At 68.8% G+C, this 14,725-nt stretch carries 15 protein-coding genes and 2 pseudogenes; 6 read left to right on the plus strand and 11 right to left on the minus strand.

Features of this window, described 5'->3' with window-relative positions:
* Nucleotides 1-16: 16 nt before the first annotated feature.
* The 4 genes from GGD89_RS17070 to GGD89_RS17085 are packed head-to-tail and all read right to left on the minus strand — an operon-like array spanning nt 17 to nt 1,650.
* Nucleotides 17-286 (minus strand): hypothetical protein, encoded by a 270-nt coding sequence (locus GGD89_RS17070; protein ID WP_184047843.1) that lies wholly within the window; start codon nt 284-286, stop codon nt 17-19.
* Entirely contained in the window at nt 283-654 is a 372-nt protein-coding gene (locus GGD89_RS17075) for a hypothetical protein (RefSeq protein WP_184047846.1), read from the minus strand. Before GGD89_RS17075 ends, GGD89_RS17070 begins: the two co-directional genes overlap by 4 nt.
* 38 nt (nt 655-692) lie before the next feature.
* Complete coding sequence (locus tag GGD89_RS17080; RefSeq protein WP_184047848.1) at nt 693-1,352, minus strand: hypothetical protein; 660 nt, start codon at nt 1,350-1,352, stop codon at nt 693-695.
* Between the two features lies 1 nt (nt 1,353).
* Nucleotides 1,354-1,650: a helix-turn-helix domain-containing protein gene (locus tag GGD89_RS17085; RefSeq protein ID WP_184047851.1), complete on the minus strand. Its 297-nt coding sequence runs from the start codon at nt 1,648-1,650 to the stop codon at nt 1,354-1,356.
* Nucleotides 1,651-1,797: 147 nt separating this feature from the next.
* Here GGD89_RS17085 and GGD89_RS20695 point away from each other — a divergent pair.
* A pseudogene (locus tag GGD89_RS20695) lies at nt 1,798-2,004 on the plus strand (helix-turn-helix domain-containing protein); the annotation flags it as partial.
* Between the two features lie 15 nt (nt 2,005-2,019).
* The gene (locus GGD89_RS17090; RefSeq protein ID WP_246423195.1) at nt 2,020-2,538 is read left to right on the plus strand and encodes a hypothetical protein; all 519 of its coding nucleotides are present in this window, start codon (nt 2,020-2,022) and stop codon (nt 2,536-2,538) included.
* Between the two features lie 442 nt (nt 2,539-2,980).
* On the opposite strand, the gene GGD89_RS17095 is transcribed toward GGD89_RS17090, so the two are convergent.
* A complete protein-coding gene (locus tag GGD89_RS17095) occupies nt 2,981-3,556 on the minus strand; it encodes a peptide deformylase (RefSeq protein ID WP_184047857.1) in 576 nt (191 codons plus the stop codon).
* A gap of 508 nt (nt 3,557-4,064) precedes the next feature.
* Here GGD89_RS17095 and rpsU point away from each other — a divergent pair.
* Together rpsU and GGD89_RS17105 are read left to right on the plus strand one after the other, a co-directional pair.
* Entirely contained in the window at nt 4,065-4,271 is a 207-nt protein-coding gene (gene rpsU / locus GGD89_RS17100) for a 30S ribosomal protein S21 (RefSeq protein WP_184047884.1), read from the plus strand.
* A gap of 280 nt (nt 4,272-4,551) precedes the next feature.
* Nucleotides 4,552-5,577 (plus strand): lysylphosphatidylglycerol synthase transmembrane domain-containing protein, encoded by a 1,026-nt coding sequence (locus tag GGD89_RS17105; protein ID WP_184047860.1) that lies wholly within the window; start codon nt 4,552-4,554, stop codon nt 5,575-5,577.
* 9 nt (nt 5,578-5,586) lie between these two features.
* Here the strand turns inward: GGD89_RS17105 and GGD89_RS17110 are convergent, their stop codons facing one another.
* The 5 genes from GGD89_RS17110 to GGD89_RS17130 form a co-directional block, all read right to left on the minus strand.
* Complete coding sequence (locus GGD89_RS17110) at nt 5,587-6,867, minus strand: coenzyme F420 hydrogenase/dehydrogenase beta subunit N-terminal domain-containing protein (protein WP_184047863.1); 1,281 nt, start codon at nt 6,865-6,867, stop codon at nt 5,587-5,589.
* Nucleotides 6,868-7,089: 222 nt separating this feature from the next.
* On the minus strand, nt 7,090-8,211 hold the full coding sequence (locus GGD89_RS17115) for an adenylate/guanylate cyclase domain-containing protein (protein WP_184047866.1): 1,122 nt from the start codon (nt 8,209-8,211) through the stop codon (nt 7,090-7,092).
* 142 nt (nt 8,212-8,353) lie between these two features.
* Nucleotides 8,354-9,019, minus strand: coding sequence for a heme exporter protein CcmB (ccmB, locus tag GGD89_RS17120; protein WP_184047887.1), 666 nt, complete (start codon nt 9,017-9,019; stop codon nt 8,354-8,356).
* Nucleotides 9,019-9,804 (minus strand): heme ABC exporter ATP-binding protein CcmA, encoded by a 786-nt coding sequence (gene ccmA / locus GGD89_RS17125; protein WP_184047869.1) that lies wholly within the window; start codon nt 9,802-9,804, stop codon nt 9,019-9,021. The genes ccmB and ccmA overlap by 1 nt, the downstream gene beginning before the upstream one ends.
* Before the next feature lie 124 nt (nt 9,805-9,928).
* Nucleotides 9,929-12,280: a methyl-accepting chemotaxis protein gene (locus tag GGD89_RS17130; RefSeq protein WP_184047872.1), complete on the minus strand. Its 2,352-nt coding sequence runs from the start codon at nt 12,278-12,280 to the stop codon at nt 9,929-9,931.
* Nucleotides 12,281-12,668: 388 nt separating this feature from the next.
* Between GGD89_RS17130 and GGD89_RS17135 the strand changes: the two genes are divergently transcribed.
* Entirely contained in the window at nt 12,669-13,337 is a 669-nt protein-coding gene (locus GGD89_RS17135) for a glutathione S-transferase family protein (RefSeq protein WP_184047875.1), read from the plus strand.
* Between the two features lie 292 nt (nt 13,338-13,629).
* Nucleotides 13,630-14,415 carry a DUF2189 domain-containing protein gene (locus GGD89_RS17140; RefSeq protein ID WP_184047878.1) on the plus strand — a complete coding sequence of 262 codons (786 nt, stop codon included), beginning with the start codon at nt 13,630-13,632 and terminating at the stop codon, nt 14,413-14,415.
* A 13-nt stretch (nt 14,416-14,428) separates the two neighbouring features.
* Here GGD89_RS17140 and GGD89_RS17145 read toward each other — a convergent pair.
* Nucleotides 14,429-14,725, minus strand: a pseudogene (locus GGD89_RS17145) (IS5/IS1182 family transposase); the annotation flags it as partial.

The following is a 14,725-nucleotide window of genomic DNA, read 5'->3' on the forward strand; positions in this document are numbered from 1 at the left end:
TGCGATCTCCTGGACCCTAACGCCGGAAATCCGGAGTGAACCACCCGGATCCGTGGTCTGGGTGGAGCGCCAGCATGGCCAAGGCCAGGACATGGGCGCCTTCGACGTCGGCGCGGTCGCCCAGACGCGCGCGCAGGGTGGCCAGAACATCCAGGGCCACCTGCATGTGCTGGACAGGTCGCGCGAGCGCGGCTGTCGCGTCGGCCGCCGGGGCTGTGCCAACCTGGTCCGTCACCATCACCGGCTCATTGACTGGAAATGCTTGAGCTTCCTGGTCCGCCGTCATGCCACCGCCCTCCGGTCACCGGGGGCGCCGGCCGCGAACCGCGCGATGAGGTCGGCCTCGGTGGCCGTCTCCAGCCAGCCCCGCTCCACCGGCGCGCCGCCCACCCACAGCGCGGTACCGTCGTCCAGCGCCGCGACCAGCCTGTCGCGCGCGGCGGTCAGGATGTCCGCCATCCCGGCGCGGTGGGTGGTCGCCTCGCGCCAGGCATGCGCCCAAACGACCAGGTCCATCAGGTCGGCCAGTGCCCGCATGGCAGCCGTGGGCGACATATGCCGCGCGCGGAGGCTCATCTGGCAGTAGGTGGCGCACGCGCTCGCCCCGTCCTCCACCAACCGGACCGTGGCCAGGCTTCCTCGTCGCGTCGTCATGCCGCGTCCTCCGTTTTGACAGGCGCGTTATCGCGCCATTACGCCCGCCCTTCGGTCGTGCCGCGCACGGTGTCCAGGCGCTGGTACAGCCGACCAATGGCGGAGCGACTCGGCGTTCGCGCTTCCCCGAAGCGCTCCAGACACGCCGCGTGCACCCGGTCGATCGACATCTGACGGTGAGTGACGATCAGAAAGGCCCGCACCTCCCGGTCGTGCCAAAACCGGAAACGCCGGCCGTCCTTCCAGATCGGCAGGTACGTGACGCGTTCCTCAAGCCGGCTATCGTCCATGCCCAGGGCACGTTCGACCGCGTCCAGGCGGGCCGACATGGCGGCCCAGGGGTCCGGCGCCGATGTCGGCGCAGGCGGCGCCATGCCGCGCCGCCACGCCATGAACACCGTGATCACTTCACGGCGCACCTGGGCGGCCACCCGGGTCCGGCTCAACATGCAGATGACCAGCGCCTGCCCCTCGTTGAGCCAGTACTCCGTGGCAGGGCGCCCGCCGGCCTCCGAGGTTTGCGCCACGGTGGCGCAAACCTCGCCGTGGTCGCTCAGTTCGGTCCTGTTGCGTTCGATCAGCTTTCGGACATCGCGCTCGCGCCGGAACCCCAGCCGTTCCGCCAGCCGCAAATCATGGATGCGCGGCTCGTTTTCCATCACGGACAGGTCGTCCGCGCTCAAAACCTGGCTGCCCATGTCAAGCGGCCCTCTTGTTTTTGACTGCACGTCGCGTGCGTTCGCCTGTAGTGTGGTCCTTGCGGCGGCGGTCGATCCGCGTGCCGTCGAGCAGCCAGCGGTCCGGCCACAGCTCCCACAGGGGCACACCAAGAAACGCGGCGATGGCCCGCTCGGCGGACTGGATTTTGTGAACCAACGCGTTGCGGCAGGCTGGCTCCGCCAGGCCAGCGTTGATCGCGATGGCGCCCAGGGTTGACCCCCGGCGCTTCACCTCGGCCGCGATGCGATACCGATCCCAGGGCTCGCCCGACGTCATGCTCTCCTCCGCTCCAGGCACCGGGCGGCAACCCGGTGTCAAAAACCTACCTTCGAAATGACAGTAGACCGGTTTTCTGTGGCATGACAACCGGATTTTTGGGAATTCGGGTCAATCGGGCTGAAAAAATGAAACAAAAGGACAAAAATGTGTGCTGATGGCCGCGATGGCGTAGGTGCTCGCATCCGGAAAGTTGGTGAGCGGTTCAAAAATCGAACCGAGGCCGCGTCTGCTGCAGGCGTTGCAAAATCAACTTTTCAGAACTGGGTGGACGGAAAATCGGATCCCTCGTTCGAGGGCATCATTAGGCTCGCGCAAGCCGCGAATGTTACGGTCGAGTGGATCGCGACTGGTCAGGGTCCAATGGACGTGGGCGACCAAGTTGCCAGCCAGCAACAGTCCATGGGCTCCACGCCATCGCCCGCGCCTTCGGCCCAGGCCGTGCCGGACGCCGAAACCCGGCTCGACGCCATTGAGAAAGGGCTCGGTGGGGAAGAGGTGCCTGTTCCGGTGACGGCCCTGCGGGAGAGGCCGGACCTCGACCGCACCCGCCAGGACCTGCTATGGGTCGCCCGCGACGAGACCCTGCCGCCCGAGACCCGCGCCCGCGCGGATATGCTGCTGGACCTGGGGTTCGGGGATAAGGCCGCCGCCCAACGGCGCGCGGCCGTGCAGGCCGTCATCGCCGACGACATCCGAGATCTAGGTCGCCGCCTTCAGGCCGCTGAGCACGAGGCTGGGTGGCGTGCCCCGCCCCTCGTGCGGGCCATGCTCAAGGAACTGCTGTACAGTCACCCTGATATCGCCGATGACGAGCTTACCTCGCTTCTACGTGCCATGGATGCCGAACTGGCGCCAAAGCGGCCGGCCCCTCGCGACCCCGGCTGACTGCGCCCTGAGGCCTCTTCACCCCGGAAAACGCGTCACAGTTCGGCACCGTATAATATGTGAGGAAACAGGGTCTAACCCCTTGATTTTTCGTAACTGTGATGCCCGATACGGCGAAAATGTGGCAGGTCACAGTTCGATCACAGTTCCAGACACCCGCGACGGGCCTTCCAGGCCCCTTTCCGGGGTCTGCCAGAATGGCCTAAGATGGCGGAAAGCTTGGCCTGCGGACCGTTTTAAGAGACCCCTGGAAGGGTTCGGAACCGCCAGCCCATTTTTGCAGGTTCAAATGGCGGACGGGCGCCGGAGATCACAGTTCTGCAAACTCCAACGCCCGCCGCGATCGGCCAAATTTTTTAGATAGGAGTTTGTAATCCCGGTATTTTTCGGTATTCCTCCCAAAATCCCGGTTCCTGCAAACTCAAGTGTCAGTCAACAACGGTCATTCTCCATGACCGTTGGTATTAGTGGCGGATGAGTCAATCCGCTCGGCGTCGGCCTGGATCGCCAGACGCGCGCGCACCTCCTCGGCGAACCCGAAGGTTCCCAGGTCGGTCATGCGTTGAGGATACAGCACGCCGTCCAGGTGGTCGCATTCGTGCTGCAGGATACGGGCATGGAAACCCTCGGCCTCGCCCTCGGTCACCGACCCGTCGGCCGCCTGGCCGCGCCAGCGCAGGCGGGCGTGGCGCGGCACGCGCCCGGTCAGGCCGGGCAGCGAAAGGCAGGCCTCCCAATCCTCGGTCATCGCCGTTCCCAGCGGCTCCAGGACGGGATTGACGAGCACCCGCAAGGGAATCGCCTCACCGTTGTTGCGCTCGGCGGGCACGCGGTAGATTACCACCCGCAGGGGCACACCGACCTGCGGCGCCGCCAGGCCGATCCCCCCGCTGTCGTCGAGGGTCTCCAGCATGTCCGCCAGCAGTCTCTGGAGGTCTGGCGTGGTGGGGTCCGCCACCGGCCGGGCCGGCGTGGACAGGATCGGGTGGCCCATGCGGGCGATCGTGAAACTGGCCATGACCCCTGGCATATATGCGCCGACGCCACGATGACAACAGGGACGCGACGATGCGACAAGGGCGAGACGCGCCGCGCCGGGGCTCCGGGCTTGACTGGGGGATCCTGGCGGGTCCGCGCGCCGGCGGGGCCCTCGACCGCCCCGCCCCGATCGGCAGGCATGCCGTGACCGGTCGGTCGTCCGAATTCCGGGCCCCGCGCTCCACACGGCAAGCCTTCACAACCGCGCCTGCCCGTGGTAGCGTCCCTTCCCTTGGACGGCGTGGAAACACGCCGCTGCTTTTGTTTTGCCCGTCTGTGCGGCGGGCGGTGTGACCTTGCCCATCGTCTGTGGTCAAGCTCTGTTGGGGCAAGCCCCCAGAGAGCCGAGGCGTGTTGCGTCGCGTTGGACGCGACGAGGGTCTGGTCTACGCCGAAAGGACCGACCGGCGGGCCGGCGGACCGGTGTCACGGAGACAAGCGCATCGGGGGGAGATCCCCCGCATGGCGGACAGTAAGGAGGCATTACCCTGGTTCAGGTTCTCGTTCGCGACAACAATGTCGATCAGGCGCTGAAAGCTCTGAAGAAGAAGATGCAGCGCGAAGGTGTTTTCCGGGAAATGAAGCTGCGCCGCAACTTCGAGAAGCCCTCGGAGAAGCGCGCTCGTGAAAAGGCCGAGGCCGTTCGCCGCGCCCGCAAGCTGGAGCGCAAGCGGTTGGAACGGGAAGGCTTCTAGGCCCGCGCCGCGACCGGTCCGGTCGCTGTCCGGCCCTCCCCTGCTCTCTCTCCGTGGCCATCACCCGCCGACCCCGGTTGTCCGTCACGGCGCCGGGACTGATGTCGTGCGGGTGATGGGTTCGGTGGACTCGACATCGGCCACTCTTCCGTGACCGTGAGCCCGCGCCCCTTCACCCACCGCCTGACTCCCCGGCCTCCACCGGCGGGCGGGCGATTCCGCGTGCCGCCAGGGACGAGGTGGTGCGCACGGCGGTGCCGGAGGTCGGAGTTTGCGTGTCATGGCGGCTTCCCCGCGCTCTCTCTGGCGTCACCTGTCGGCGCTCCTGAAGGCGGCGCTGTCGCTGGGCCTGCTGGCGCTGATCCTGGTTGGCGTGGATCTCGGCGCGTTGTGGGCGCGCCTGGACGTGGCCTTGCTGCCGGCTGCCCTGGCGGCGCTTGGGCTGTTGCAAGTCCAGGCCCTGGGCGCGGCGCTCCGCTGGCGCCTGGTGCTCGCGGCCCATGACCGCCCCCTGCCCTACACGACCACCTGGCGCAACGTGCTGCTCGGCCTGTTCGGCAACCAGGCCATGCCGTCCACCATCGGTGGCGATGCGTTGCGCATCTGGAACGCCTGGCGGCTCGGTCTGCCGCTGGGCCTGGCCACCCGGTCGCTGGTGGTCGACCGGGTGTTCAGTTTCCTCGGCCTGATCCTGCTGTGCGCGGCCGGCCTGCCGGTGCTCATCGCGACCGCCGGCGATCCCCTGGTGACGCGTGGCCTGCTGGTCCTGGTGCTGGGCGGCCTGGGCTGTCTGGCGATCCTGCTGTCCCTGCGGTTCTTGCCAAGGGCGGTGGCGTCGTGGCGCGGCGTCGGCGCCGTCGTCGCCCTGTCCGAATCCACGTGGCGCGTGCTGGGGCATCGCCGTCTGGCGCCGCCGGTCCTGGGCCTGATGCTGCTGCCCCACCTCATCGACATCACCGTGACCTGGGGATTCGCCCGGGCGCTGGGCGCGGACATCCCCTGGGCCGAGATGGCGCTGGTGTTCCCGCCGGCCATCCTGGTCGCCGCCGTGCCGGTCTCCATCGCCGGCTGGGGCCTGCGCGAGGGGGCCCTGGTGCTGGGCTTCGGCCTGATCGGCCAGCCCGCCGACGTGGCGCTGGCGTGCTCGTTGTTCTACGGTGTCTCGGCGGTGATCACCGGCCTGATCGGCGGCGCGGTGTGGAGCCTGGGCGACCGGGACGGCCTGGCGTCGCTCAGGCGCGGCCGCGCCGAGGCGGCGGCCCTGACGGACACGCCGGCGCCGACCGATCAATCTACTAGTAGATAGACGGATCCATCATTCCGGCCGTTCCCCGGGCTTCGGCGTCAAGCCGTAGGGCTCCACCAGCGTCCACACGTGCGGCGGGATCATGGCTTTCATCCGCAGCGGCTGTTCGCGCCGCAGATGGATGACGGTCTCGGCGGCCTTCATCTCCAGTCGCGCGCGGGCGATCTCCAGGCCACGCGGCCCCACCCGGGGCATGAGAACGGCCATCAAGGGCCGCAGCCAGTTGGGCATGCCGCGCACGGGCATGCCGCCGGCGGCGCGTTCGGTGTTGGTGATGAACCCCTGCACCGAACTGGTCCGGTGTCCGGCACTGGTGAGCGGCTCAACCGCCACCTCGTCGCCCAGCAGCCCCAGCAGGTCCTCGCCACGCTCGTTGCGCACCAGCAGCCACTGCTTCCCGCGCCCCGCCAGATAACCCACCGTGATGTCGGCCAGGGCGTTGGTGTAGTCCACGCAGGTCCGGCAGGGGAGCGGGAAGAAATCGCGCGGCAGCTTGGAGATGGGCAGCTTGAGGAACGGGATCAGCCGCGTCGTGCCGTCCGTGAACCGAAGCTCCACACAGTAGTCGGCGCGGAACTCCAGGTAGGTGACCTCGGCCGGGCGCTCGGTGAGCAGCCCCAGGAACGTATGGAAGTTCTCGGTGGTGGTGTTGTCCGAGCAGGGCGTTCCGATGACGTACAGGCGCTCGAACCCCAGGTCCCGCTCCAGCACGCGCAGGGCGTGCACCTGGCAGGGAATGCCGATCACCGCCAGGCGGCGGATCCCGGCCTCCCGGGCCGGTTGCAGCAGGGCCAACAGGGGGGCGTAGCCCATGCGCATGCCCCGGCAGGCGGCCATGTCCTCGGCGCGCGTCACCAGCACCGGCCGCGGCCGCCATCTGTCGTCGGGATCGGCGGTCACGCACAAGACGGCGTCCACGGCATCGGTTTCCAGCAGACGCTGGCCGATGCGGGTGGTGATGCCGGTCCACTGGGCGCCCGGCCGGGGCTCCTTCAGGGCGGCGCGGACCATGCGCCGGAAGGGGCCGAAGAACACCTCGTCGGCGCGGCGCGGATCACGCGGGCGGCCGTGCACGCGCCGTTCCAGGGTCGCGTAATCGGGGCGGATGAACTGGCAGGCCCGGCCGCACGCCTTTTCCTGGTCGGTCCGGGACAGGCCGCAGTCCGTGCACAACAGGCGCGGCAGCGGCTCGCGAAGGGGCGGCGTCCACGGGGATGACGGACGAGATGGGTCCGTCGCCTGGTCAGGGTCGGCGGAGAATACGGCGGGGGAGCTGGTCTGGGTGGTCATGGGGACCTCTTGGCGTGGCCGGGGACGCGTCCGCCCCCCGGTGCCACGAAGTTACCACGGTCCGGTCATGCCGTGGCCATGCGGGCGAGCGATCCTGAAAGTCGTGAACCGTGACGCTGAACCGATGTGCCCCGGCGGACATGTGATGGCCGGGGCGAACCGTCTTCTCCTCCTCCTTGACTGACCCGGGTTCGTGGTCATGGGATCTCGTCACGGGACGTCTCATGCGGCACGACCCGGGTTTCTTTTGCCCGGCGTGATCTTGTCGGCCGTGTGCGGACTGTCAAGGGAGGCGGGATCGTAGCTGGACAGCGCCACGGGCGCCTCATGCCCCTTGATCGGGACGGCCCCGACCTCGACCCGGGTCCACCCGGGCACGGTGGCGGGCAGTTGCGCCGCCAGCGCCGACGGCAGCAGCAGCCAGCGGTCGAGGCTCTTGGTGGTCTGCTCCAGGCGCGCGGCGGTGTTCACGGTATCCCCGAAGTAGACGATCTCCAGCTTGCCGTCGCCGCACTCGCCGGCCACCACGGGTCCGCCGTTCAGCGCCGCCCGGATCCGTGGCGCGATGCCGTGGTGCCGCCGGTACCACGGCGCGCGCCGCTCCAGGAGGGTGCGCATCTCCAGGGCACAGCGCAGGCAGCGGCCGTCACGCACCGCCGCCTCCATCGGCCAGGTCACCACGACCTGATCGCCCACATAGCGGTGGACCTCGCCGCCATGGGCGGTGATCACCGCATCCAGGTCGAAAAACACGCGGCTGATCAGGGCGTGGGTGCGCACGTCGCCCAGGCACAGGGCGATGGACGAGGACTCGGCAATGTCGGCGAACAGGAACACCCGGGTTTCCCGCGTCGGCCGCGCGTACCGGCCCATCACGATGTTCCTCAACACCCGCCCGCCGATCATCCGCCGGGTCAGCATGACGAAGTGGATGACCAGCGCGATCATGAACGACACCAGGGCATCCAGGGGCAGGTAGTCCCGGATGTAGACCCGGGGGTCGCCCCCGGAGTCGGCCAACAGCCAGGTGTTGTACGCCAACAGGGTCCCGACGATGATCCCCGTGTAGGCGATGGTCTTGATCACCAGGCGCACCGGGAACGGCAACCGCCGGAGCGGCACCCCGCGCGGCGCATGCCAGATCATGATTTCCAGAAGGCCGATGAGGGTGGTGATGGTGGCCCCGTTGAGCAGGCCGGCGCGCGCCGCCGTCAGGCTGAAGTCGAAGGGGAACAGGTTCAGCGTGGACAGCGCGGCCACATACCCCACGCCCGCGACCCCGCCGGCGAGGGTGATCCAGGCCAGGCTGACCAGCTTTCGGCTCAGGCGAGGGGGGCGGTTCATGAACGACCCTTTCACGGTGCCGGTCGTCCGGAGACCCCTGCCATCCCGTGCGCCGGCCAGGGCGACCCATCGCATCCGGCCCACAGCGTAGCCGGAGTCATCCATGGCGGGCAAACATAACCAAAAACGCCCATGGAGACCCCTACGCCACGGCCTGTTTCAAGGCCGCCGCCGCCGCCCAGGGACACAGGGCCAGGCCCCCCAGAAGCAACGCGCCCAGGATCATCAACTGCGGCGTCGCGTCCAGCCCCATGACCGCCGCCTCCACCGCCGAAACCCCGAACACCAGGATCGGCACGTACAGCGGCAACACCAGCAACGACAGCAGGACTCCGCCCCGCCGCGCGCCCAGGATCAAGGCCGCGCCGACGCCGCCGATCAGGCTGAGCGACGGCGTGCCCAGGGCCATGGCCGCCAGCAACACCCCGTAGCCCTCGGCCCGCATGTGCAGCAGCAGCGCCAGCACGGGCGAGGCCACCATGAGCGGCAGGCCGGTGGTCAGCCAGTGGGCCACCATCTTGCCGACCACCAGCACCAGGGTCGGCGTGGGGGTCAGGGTCAGGAGATCCAGGCTGCCGTCCTCGTAATCGGCCTGGAACAGCCGATCCAGCGACAGCAGGGCGGCCAGAAGCGCGGTCACCCAGACCACGCCGCTGCTGATCCGCTCCAGCACCGCCTGTTCCGGGCCGACGCCGAAGGGAAACAACGTCACCGTGATGACGAAGAAAGCCACCACCATCAGGCTGTCGGCGCCCTGGCGCAAGGCCAGGCGCAGGTCGCGGCGCAACACCGCCAAAAGGGCCGTCATCATGCCGGGCTCTCCGCCAGGTGGGCCGCGCGCATCTCCGGATCGGCGTGCAGATCCAGCGGATCGACCGCGAAGGCATCCAGATCCAGCACGCGCGCGCCCGGCAGGTCCACGGTCTGGTGCGTCGACAGGGCGATCATGCCGCCCCGCGCCCGGTGTTCGGCCAGCAGGTCCTCCAGGATGCGGACCGAGGCCCGGTCCAGGGCCGTCGTCGGCTCGTCCATCAGCCACAGGGGCGCCGGCGCCGCCAGCAGGCGCGCCAGATTGAGCCGTCGCCGCTGTCCCGCCGACAGCATCCGCCCCGGGACATCGGCCAGCCGGGTCAGATCCAGCCGTGCCAGCGCCTCGGCGACGGCCGCGTCCAGGGCGGCGCGCGAGGGCGCCGTCTCGGCGCAGACACGAGCCCAGAAGCGCAGGGTCTCGGCGGCGGTCAGCACCGGCTTGACGGCGTCCGTGTGGCCCACATAGCGGGTCCGGGCGTGGTGGCGCTCCGGATCGGCGCGGACCGGACCATCGTGCCACCCCAGTTCGCCGGCCAAGGGGCGCAGCAACCCGGCCATCAGGCGCAGCAGCGATGACTTGCCCGAGCCATTGGGACCCAGCAAGAGCAGGGCCTCCCCGGGACCCAGGCCGAAGCCCAGATTGCCGAACACGATCCGCTCGCCGCGCAGGCACACCAGCCCGCGCCCCTCGAACCGCAGATCCGGGAACCGCAGATCCGTGGCGAAGGTGGTGGCGGGGGGGGATGGGGCGGTCGCGGATGCCGGCGGCGGATGATGACGCATGATGCGCGGGACCATACGCAACGCCGGCACGAATGGGAAGGCGGTGACGCGGGGTGGGTCGTGGCCGTCGCCGGCACCGGGGTGATGTCCTTGTCCCGGTGCCGTCCAGACGCGCCGGCCAGTCCTATCGTGATCCCCGCGTCCGGACGAAGGCCGCCACGCGCTGGCTCTCGGCCTCATCCAGGTCCAGGCGGATGTGCGTGGAGGTCTCCGTCCGCGCGACCACGACACCCGCCAGCGTCCCCAACTCGGGCACGCTGACGCGGAATTCGCTGCCCCGCGCCGTGTCCACGGCCCGGTCCAGGGTGCCGACGCCGCTGGGGGCCAGATCCTGGAGCAGGCACGACCGCGACAACCCGTCGGCCAGGGTGACCGTGACCGCCACGTTGACGGTGCGCAGGGCGTTGGACTGACGATCCTCACCCGTGCCCGCGTTGGTGATGCGGGTCAGGGCGGCCTGCATCTGTTCCACGCGCTGACGGACGTCCTGGGCCGAATCCTCGACCGAGCGCGCATGCTGTCCGGTGGTCTCGGCGCTGCGCGAGACGGCGCCGATGCCCGACGTGGCCGCCTGGGTGCCCAGCGCGGCCTGTTGCGCACTCTGGCTGATCTCGCCCGTGGCGGCGGTCTGTTCCTCCACCGCCGCCGATATCGCCGTGGTGATTTCGTTGATCTCGCCGATCACCGACACGATCCCCTGGATCGCCTCCACCGCCTCGCTGGTCGCCGTCTGCATGCCGCCGATCTGGCCCTCGATCTCCTCGGTCGCGTTGGCGGTCTGCGAGGCCAGGATCTTGACCTCGTTGGCGACCACGGCGAAGCCCTTGCCGGCCGAGCCGGCGCGCGCCGCCTCGATCGTCGCGTTCAGCGCCAGCAGGTTGGTCTGCTTGGCGATTCCGCTGATGAGACTGACCACCGCGCCGATCTGGTGGGCGGCCGAGACCAGGCCCTTGATGCGGTCGTTGGTGGTTTCCGCCTGCCGGGCGGCGCGATGGACGATGGCCGAGGCACCGGCGACCTGGCGGCTGATCTCGCCGATGGACCCGGCCATCTGCTCGGCGGCGGCGGCCACGGCATCCACGCTGGTGGCGGCGTCGCGGGCGGCGCCGGCGGCGGACTCGGCCCCGTGCTCGGTGTGCCCCACGGCGTCCTTCATGGCCACGGCGGCTTCGTGCATGGCGTGGGACTGTCGCTCCACCACGCCGATGGCGCTGCGCACCTCTTCCTCCAGGGCATTGGTCAAGGCGAACATCTCGCTCTTGACGCGGCGGGCATTGCGCCGGTGCAGGGCATCCTGTTCGGCCTGAAGGCGTTCGATTTCCTGGCTGTTTTCCTTGAAGACCGCCACCGAGCGGGCCAGGGCGCCGATCTCGTCAGGGCGCGTCGTGCCGGGGATGTCCTGGTGCAGGTCACCGGCGGCGATACGCTCGGTGACGCCGGTCACGGCCACCAGGGGCCGGGCAATGCTGCCGCCCACCAGCCACAGCACGAGCGCCGTTACCAGCACGCACAGCCCGGCGGCGACCACCATGGACAGCTGCAAGGCGTTGGCGCTGGCCAGGATTTCATGGGCGGGCGCATGGACCATGGCCACCCAGGTCGCGTCCTCGGTCGCGAACCGGACCGGCAGCATCACCACCATGTGCTCGTCGCCGTCGACATCCATATGACGAACCACGGTTTCGCCGCCGACGGCCTCGCGAAACATCGCGGACAGGGGGGACTCCGTCATGGTCTTGCCGAGGCGGGCGCTGTCCGGATGAGAGACCCACTGTCCGGCCTCGCTCAGCAGGGCGCCGGTCCCGGTTTCGAAGATCCGGACCTGGGCGATGCCCGCCTGCAAGTCGTCCAGCGCCAGGTCGATGGTGGTCACGCCCACCGGTCGGCCGTCCCGATACACCGGCGCGGAGGCCGTGGTCATGAGGACGTCCCGATCGCCGACCGGGTACAGGTAGGGCTCGGTCAGCACGTCGGCGCGGCGTGCGATCGGCAGGTCGTACCACGCCTCCGAGCCGGAGTCGCCGCCCATGACCAGGGGCTCCCACGAGACGCCGCCGCCGTCGCGGTAGAAGTACGGAACGAGGCGCCCGTCGGCGTCGCTGAATCCCGTCGCCTGATGGTCGGCATCGGCGCCGATGGTGTCGGGGGCCAGCCCCACACCGCCGCCGACGACCCCGGGATTGCGCCGAATGGTCTCCCGCACCACACCGCCATAGGCGTCACGATCAGACACCCCGGCGATGATCAGTCCCTCCAGCGCCGACGCCATGGTGCGGGCCAGGGCCAGGGCCTCGCCGATCCGGTCCTGCGTCAAGCCACCGATTTCCTTGGCCTGCCGGGTCAGGATCTCATGGCCCGTGTCGTTGGCGAAGGTGGTTTGCTGAACCGAGACGAAGCTGATGATGATGACGAAGCAGGCCACGACCACGGTGATCGCGGACAAGGCGATGCGTCGCGCAAGGGTCAGGGTGATCATCGACGGAGCGTTCCTGTGCGGACCGTGGAGTCCCGTGATCCACGGTACGTTGGGCGGTTGGGCGGGATCGGACCCGGCCCGCCGGGCAGGCGGGCGAAACGGCGCGCCAGTATGAGACCGTTTATTGAGACGGGACAGTAGCCAAACGAAACAAGTAGAACAACCTTATATATATTTCACCTGAACGAAAAGTGAAACGCGTGTGGGACGGCGCCACCCTCGCCCGCGCGCCACTCGGAAGACGCGACGCGACCGGCGGATCTCCCAGGCAAGTCTCCGCCACGGGGAGTCCAAGGCTTGCGGCACGCGCGTCAGTCGCGATCGGCGCCCCGTCGCCTCGTCCATCTCCCCTGGCGTTGGACGGCGTCCGTCCTTACACTCCGCCGTCATGCGAACGCTCTATCATCACTGGCTGCATCCCGGCGCCAGGCTGGCCCGTCTGGTTCTGGGCGAAAAGGGACTGGAGACCAAGGACCAGGTCCAACCTCCCTGGATTCGCGACGAAGCCTTCCTGGCCCTCAATCCGGCCGGCGAGGTGCCGGTCCTGGTGGACACCAACGGATCCACCGTGGCCGGAACCCTGGCGGTGGCCGAGTACCTGGACGAGGTGTATCCGGATCCGCCGCTGCTGGGCACCGATCCGGTGACCCGGGCCGAGGTGCGGCGTCTGGTGGCCTGGTTCGACGACAAGTTCCGCCGCGAGGTCACCGACACGCTGGCCGGCGAGAAGCTGGTCACGCGCATCACCGGCAACGGCGCGCCCGACTCCCGCGCCATCCGGGCCGGTCGCGCGAACATCCATATCCACCTTCGCTACATTGCCTGGCTGACGGAGCAAACCCGCTGGCTGGTGGGGCCTCGCCCCACCCTGGCCGACCTGATGGCCGGCGCCCATCTGTCGCTGGTGGATTACGCCGGCGATGTGCCGTGGGACGACCATCCCACGGCCAAGGAGTGGTACACGCTGCTCAAGTGCCGTCCGTGCTTCCGGAGCCTGCTGGCCGATGCCGAGCCCGGGTTGCGGCCGGCCCGGCATTACGCCGATCTGGATTTCTGACGACGGCGGTATCCCGGCCCAGACCCAAGGATCCCCGCCCCAAGGATCCCCGACCCAAGGATCTCCGACCCGGGGCACCCCGACGCCGGGATGCCCGGGCCGACGCCGCGCCGGCAACGCGGTTGTCGCGGGACCGAAATGTCTTGTACTGTTTCTAAGTCAAAAGGAATCGATGCGGCGTCCGAGGGAGGTGCCGCCCGAGACCCGTGGGGCTCAGAGAGGGAGGAAACGCGCCATGGTCGAGACTTCGGCCCATTCGCCGACGGATCCGTCCCCAGCGTCGGATCCACGTTTGGCCCCCGGTTCCGACCCGGCGCCGGGTCCGACCGTGCTCCGGGTCACCGTCGACGACTCAAGCCGCTGGGTTCACCAGGCCCTGGACGACTTCGAGCGGGCGCCCGTCAGCAGCTTGGTGTACGGCGCCGCGTTCGTCGTTCTCTCCTGGACGGTGGTGTCGTTCGTCCTGTTCAGCGGCATGGGCTCGGTGGTGCTGCCGCTGGCCAGCGGGTTCATGCTGGTGGGGTCCATGTTCGCCGTGCCGCTGCATGTGCTCAGCCGCGCCCATGAGAATGGCGAGCACATCGACCTGATCGAGGCTGTGCGGCGCAGCCGCGCCAGCATCCCCGGCCTGGCCGTCGTGGGCGTGGCGGTCACCTTGATCATGATGACCTGGATGCTCCTGGCGCTTCTGATCTTCGCCGGGTTCTATGGGGAGTCGCCGCCCTCCCTGACCAACTTCACCATCGCCCTGCTGGGCAGCCCGCAGGCGGCCCTGTTTCTGACCACCGGCACGCTGGTGGGGGCGGTGATGGCGGCCGTCGCCTTTGCCGTCACCTTCCTGTCCATTCCCATTCTGGTGGACAGGCCGGACACGCTGCCCTACCACGCCATGGCGGTCAGCATGCGCGCGGTGGCGCGCCAGCCCGGCGTTCTGATCGGCTGGGGTGCCACGCTGGGCTTCATCACCCTTTCGGGCATGATTCCCGCCTTCCTGGGCCTCGCCGTCACCGTTCCCCTGGCCGGATACGCCTCGTGGCATGCCTATCGGGCCATGCTGCCGCGCGCTCGCCACGGCTAGGGCCTGTTGACAATCACCGACCTGCGATGATGGCTGCGACAAGGTACCAGTTTGCGGTGTAGCTGCTGTCGGTCTTGTCGTATCGTGTTGCGATGCCCCGGAACTCCTTGATCTTGGCGAAATAATTCTCGACGAGGTGGCGCCAGCGGTACATCGCGAAGTCGCAGGGACTCGGGTGTTTTCGGTCGGCCTTGGAGGGAATCACGGCCGAGGCACCCCGGTCGTCCAACTCGGCGCGGATCCAGTCGATATCGAACGCCTTGTCGGCGAGGAGCGCGTCAAAAGAGACGCCTTCTATCAACGGCTTGAC

This window comes from Roseospira visakhapatnamensis (assembly GCF_014197915.1).
In the GTDB taxonomy this organism is placed as follows: Bacteria; Pseudomonadota; Alphaproteobacteria; order Rhodospirillales; family Rhodospirillaceae; genus Rhodospira; species Rhodospira visakhapatnamensis.

Excerpts from the sequence above, each read along its gene's own strand:
- GGD89_RS17070 (WP_184047843.1), bottom strand. The coding sequence starts at position 286 with ATGACGGCGGACCAGGAAGCTCAAGCATTTCCAGTCAATGAGCCGGTG.
- GGD89_RS17075 (WP_184047846.1), bottom strand. The coding sequence starts at position 654 with ATGACGACGCGACGAGGAAGCCTGGCCACGGTCCGGTTGGTGGAGGAC.
- GGD89_RS17080 (WP_184047848.1), bottom strand. The coding sequence starts at position 1,352 with ATGGGCAGCCAGGTTTTGAGCGCGGACGACCTGTCCGTGATGGAAAAC.
- GGD89_RS17085 (WP_184047851.1), bottom strand. The coding sequence starts at position 1,650 with ATGACGTCGGGCGAGCCCTGGGATCGGTATCGCATCGCGGCCGAGGTG.
- GGD89_RS17095 (WP_184047857.1), bottom strand. The coding sequence starts at position 3,556 with ATGGCCAGTTTCACGATCGCCCGCATGGGCCACCCGATCCTGTCCACG.
- GGD89_RS17105 (WP_184047860.1), top strand. The coding sequence starts at position 4,552 with ATGGCGGCTTCCCCGCGCTCTCTCTGGCGTCACCTGTCGGCGCTCCTG.
- GGD89_RS17110 (WP_184047863.1), bottom strand. The coding sequence starts at position 6,867 with ATGACCACCCAGACCAGCTCCCCCGCCGTATTCTCCGCCGACCCTGAC.
- GGD89_RS17115 (WP_184047866.1), bottom strand. The coding sequence starts at position 8,211 with ATGAACCGCCCCCCTCGCCTGAGCCGAAAGCTGGTCAGCCTGGCCTGG.
- ccmB (WP_184047887.1), bottom strand. The coding sequence starts at position 9,019 with ATGACGGCCCTTTTGGCGGTGTTGCGCCGCGACCTGCGCCTGGCCTTG.
- ccmA (WP_184047869.1), bottom strand. The coding sequence starts at position 9,804 with ATGCGTCATCATCCGCCGCCGGCATCCGCGACCGCCCCATCCCCCCCC.
- GGD89_RS17130 (WP_184047872.1), bottom strand. The coding sequence starts at position 12,280 with ATGATCACCCTGACCCTTGCGCGACGCATCGCCTTGTCCGCGATCACC.
- GGD89_RS17135 (WP_184047875.1), top strand. The coding sequence starts at position 12,669 with ATGCGAACGCTCTATCATCACTGGCTGCATCCCGGCGCCAGGCTGGCC.